At 70.9% G+C, this 4,577-nt stretch carries 2 protein-coding genes; both read right to left on the bottom strand.

Annotation, left to right across the window (positions count from 1 at the left end; all coding sequences use genetic code 11):
* Positions 1-1,279, bottom strand: a 1,279-nt coding sequence (locus D7W79_RS39170; protein WP_120530332.1) for a tetratricopeptide repeat protein, incomplete at its 3' end; no start/stop codon positions are given.
* The coding region (locus D7W79_RS39165; RefSeq protein ID WP_120530331.1) for a tetratricopeptide repeat protein at positions 1,276-4,577 on the bottom strand (3,302 nt) is incomplete at its 5' end. The genes D7W79_RS39170 and D7W79_RS39165, both read right to left, overlap by 4 nt.

Genomic DNA, 4,577 nt, shown 5'->3' with positions numbered 1-4,577 from the left:
GAGGGGCCTCGGGGGCCTTCGCGGGGGCAGCGGCGGCTTCGGCGGCCTTCTTCAGGCCCTCCTTGCGCTCGCGCTCGCGGCGGCGGGTCTCCCGGTCGATGCCCTTCTGCGCGTCCTTGAGGTACTGCGCGGTGCGCTCGTCGGTGCCGCCCTTCTGCTGGTACTGGCCCAGGAAGGCCGCGGCCTTCTGGAGGCGCTCCAGCGGGTCCATGCCGGCGGGCTCCAGGTCCAGGTGCAGCAGGCCCAGGTTGAAGTACGGGTCCTTCGCGTCGGGCTGGAGCTGGAGCACGCGCTCGTACTCCGCCAGGGCGCGGGGGAAGTCGCCCTCGCCCCGGTAGGCGTTGCCCAGGTTGAGGTGGGCGGCGGCGAAGTCCGGCGCGGCCCTCACCGCGGCCTCCAGCTCCACGCGGGCGCCGGCGTAGTCCTCGCCCTCGTTGAGCAGGGTGCCCAGGTTGTTGCGCGCCTCGGCGAAGTCCGGCCGCAGCGCGATGGCCTGGCGGAAACGCTCCAGCGCCTGGGGACGCTCCTTGAGGCCCAGGTGCACCAGGCCCAGGGCGTTGAGGGTGGCCGCGTCCTGCGCGTCGATGGCGAGCGCGTTGCCCAGCACCATGGACGCCAGCTCGAACTTGCCCTCGCGGGCGTACACCTGCGCGAGCACCTGCATGGCGGGCACGTGCTGCTCGCTGACCTGGAGCGCGCGCCGGGCCTCCGCGACGGCGGCCGCGTGCTTCTTCTGCAGCAGGAGGTTGAGCGCCAGCGCCGTGCGCCGGGCCACCGAGTCCTGCTTCGTCAGCGCCTCGCGCAGCTCCGCTTCCAGCGACGCCGCGCGGCCCGTGCGCGCCGACAGCCGCACCAGGCAGTCCCACGCGGCCTCCTGGTCCGGCTCCAGCGACAGCGCCTGCCGGTAGGAGCGCTCCGCGTCCGGGAAGCGGCCCTGGCGCTCCTGCACGATGCCCAGGTTCGTCCACGCGGGGCCCAGCTTCGGGGACTTCTCCAGCAGGGCCTTGAGCGCGGTCTCCGCGATGGTCAGCTCGCCGCGCCGGGCGACCTCCACCGCGCTGGTGAAGTCCCGCTCCTGGCCGGAGAGCGACTTCGCGACGGGGGCCGGTTCCTTCACCTGCGGCTTCGCGTCATCCGCCTTCGGGGCCGTGCTCACGGCCGTGGCGGGCCCTGACTCCGGGCCGGTGAGCTTCGAGTCCTTGCGCGTCTCCGGACCGGAGGCGCAGGCGGACAGCCAGAGCACCAACCCGGTGAGCGCGAACTTGCGGCCCGCGTTCATGGCGTGCCCCCTTCCGTCAGCCGGGGCGCCTTGTCCGGGTCCACGCGCGCGGGCGCGACCGGCGCGGCGAGGCTGCCCAGCAGGCCGTCCGGATACACGGTCTCCGACGCGAGCACGCCGCGGGCCTCCTTCAGGACGGGGTACTCCTTGGGACGGAAGCGGTTGAGCGCCTCCAGCGTGCGGCGGGTCCACTCGTTGGAGACGTGGCTGTTGCGCGCCTCCTTGAGCGTGGCGGCATAGCTCTCCACCGCGCGGTCCTCCAGCGCCACGGTGCGCTGCGTGAGCATGTCCTGGTACGTCAGCACCGCGTCGTCGCCCAGGCGCTTCAGCTCCGGGGGCACCGGCGCGTCCAGCAGCGTGGCGGCGAAGCGCTCCAGGGCGTAGCCGCGCCGGTAGAACGAAGCCAGCGACCACTCGCGCTGCTTGTACGGCAGCACCCGGGCGTACGCGGCATCCACCGCCTTCACGGCTTCGGTCTTCTTGTTGAAGCTTTTCTCCAGCGCCTTGCCGGAGCCGCTGAGCTTCAGCGCGTCGAAGCGCTGGAACTCCAGCTCGGCCAGCTGGAAGCGGCTGTAGGCGGCGGCCTCGGCGGCGCGCAGCTGCGTGTCGGGCTTCAGCTTGCGGCGGTCGAAGTCATCCGCGGCGGCGGCCCAGGCGCGCTGGGCCTCCTTCGCGTTGCCGCGCTTCTTCCACGCGTCGCCCAGGCGGCGCTTCGCGTCCACCACCAGCTCCACTTGATCCGCCTTGCTCGCGAACTTGCGGACGAAGGCCTCCAGCGCCTGGATCTCGCCCTTCGTGTCGCCCTGCTTCTCCAGGATGCGGGCCGCGCGGTACTGGTTCTCCGGCGCGTTCTTCCCGTGGGGATACAGCTCCACGCAGCGCTGGAAGGCAGCGGCGGCCTCCGCGTAGCGCTGCTGGCCTTCGAGCAGCGACGCCGCGTTGTAGAGCGCGGCCTCGCGCTCCTCGGCCTTCGGGTAGTCCTTCACCAGCTTCTGGTAGCTGGTGACGGCCTTGTCGAAGTCGTAGGACTTCTGCGCGTTGAGGGCCACGCGGAACAGCGCGGTGTGCGCCCACGGCGACTTCGGATAGTCGCGGTACACGCGCTCGTAGAGCTTCATCGCGGAGTCGAACCGGCGCAGCTCCTCGTACGCGACCGCCGCGTTGTTGAGCGCCTTGTCGGCGAACTCGTGGCGGGGCGCCTCCTCCACCAGCTGGAGGTACTTCTTCGCCGCCTCGTCGTAGCGCTTCTGCGACGCCAGCTGATCCGCCAGGTTGAAGCGGCCGGCCAGCTTGAACTTCATCAGCTCGCGGTACTGCTCACCCGCGGGGTCCACCACCTGCGCGTTGCTGGCGAGCCGCGCGCTGACCTCCTCCACGCTCTTCCAGTCCTCGTCGATGAGGAAGGACTCGATGATGAGGTTGGTGGCGTAGCCGGCCACCGGGTTGCGGGGGTACGTCTTCACCACCTGCTCGAAGCGGGGGCGGGCCTGGGCGAAGTCGTCGTGCGTGTAGAACAGCTCCGCGGCCTGGTACGCGATGCCGGGCGCGGCCTCCTCCTTCGGCAGCATCGCCACGTAGGTGTCGGACGCCTTCACGAGCGCGGCCTCCGTCTGCGCCAGGGCCACGGGCGTGTGCGCGCTGTCCTTGGGGCGCTCGCTGGCGCGCAGGGGCTTGCGCTCCGGCACGCGGCCGGCCTTCACGTCCTCGTCCAGCTGCGCCTTCCAGGCGAGCACCGCGTTGTGCGCGGACACGTCGCGGTAGGTGTTGTCCTGGTTGGAGTCGCGGACGGCCTCGTACTCCTTCGCCGCCGGGCCGTACGCGTCCGAGTTGAAGAGGGACTCGGCGTGGAAGAAGCGCATCGCGTACGCCGTCTTGCTGCGAGGGAAGCGCTCCAGGTACGTGCCGTACGCTCGCGCGGCGGCGGCGTAGGTGGCCTTCGCCTCCGCGTCCTTGCCCTCCTTCTGGAAGGCCTGCGCCTGCTGGTGCTGGTACGCGGCGGCGGAATAGAGGCTCTGCTCGGCGAGCGTCTGCGCGTGCGACAGCGCGTTCGGATCGTCCTTGTTCTTCTCGTACCAGGCGCCGCCGGGCAGGTAGCTGTTGGCCAGCTTCTCCGACTCCTGCGCGTACAGGTCCATGCGCCGGTCGCGCTCGTAGGCCTGGACGATGCGCTGCTGGAGGCGCGGTGCGTCCGCGGTGAGCGGGTCGGTGGAGAGCACCTGCTGGTACGCGGCGATGGCCTCCTCGTTGCGGAGCTGGTCGAAGTAGACGTTGCCCAGCCGCCGGTACACCTCCGCCTCGTAGGAGCGGCCGCCGCGCTTCGCGAAGAGGTCGCGGGCCTTGGCCACGCCGCCCCACGTCTCGTCCGCCAGCGACAGCGCGATGTACTGGAGCGCCTCCGAGCGCAGGTCGCCTTCGTCCGCCTTGCTGCCGGACTGCTGGTGGGACTGGTAGTGGTCCAGGAGCAGCAGGAAGCTGTCCACGGACTCCTCGAACCAGTCCATCCGGTAGTACGTCCAGGCCAGCTTGTAGCGGGCCTTGTCGTAGAACCGGTGCCCGGTGTCACGCGTGGCGATGGAGTACGCGTCCGCGGCCTTGCGCAGCGCCTCCGGGTCGGTCTCGTCCTCGAACCAGTACTCGCCGATGCGCGTCCACGCGTCGGTGGCGAAGCGGCTCTTGGGGTAGCGCGTGGTGAGCTGCTGGTAGGTGGCGAGGCTCTCCTCGTCCTTGTGCTGCTCGTTGAGGCAGTACGCCAGCAGGTACATCGACCCGTCGTTGAGCTTGTAGTCCGGGAAGCGCGCGAGGAGCGTGCGGTACAGGCCGATGGACGGCGTGAAGTCCACCTCCGGTTCCGGCGGCAGGTCCGCCATCGCCTCGTCGGACAGCGTGCGCACGCGCTCCGCGTAGTCGCGGCGCGCCAGCTGGTGCTCGTCCGCGGAGCGCTCGTAGTACAGCTCCGCCAGCCGGAACATCACGTCCGGAGTGGCGAGAGGCTCGTCCGGGTAGCGGCGCAGGAAGTCCTCGAAGCGGGCGATGGCGTCCAGCCGCTGCGTGCGCTCCTGCGACTCCAACGCGGTGAGCGTCTTCTCGTAGGCGTTGGAGAGCGCCGCGCGCTTCTGCTGGTAGCGCCGCTCCACCAGTTGCTTCACCTCGCGGTGGAAGTCGCGAGACTCCGCCTCGTATGCCTCCAGCGCGCGGCTCACGTCGCGCAGCAGCTTCTCCTGTTCAGGCGTGTGGCCCAGGCCGCCCAGGTAGCGCGAGGCCGTGGGCGCGGACGGCGCGGGGGGCTGCGTCTGGGCCT

Origin of the sequence: Corallococcus exercitus, from assembly GCF_003611585.1 — a bacterium.
In the GTDB taxonomy this organism is placed as follows: domain Bacteria; phylum Myxococcota; class Myxococcia; order Myxococcales; family Myxococcaceae; genus Corallococcus; species Corallococcus exercitus.
Note: the sequence above shows the minus strand (reverse complement) of the source record. Positions and strands in the feature narration are given on the sequence as shown.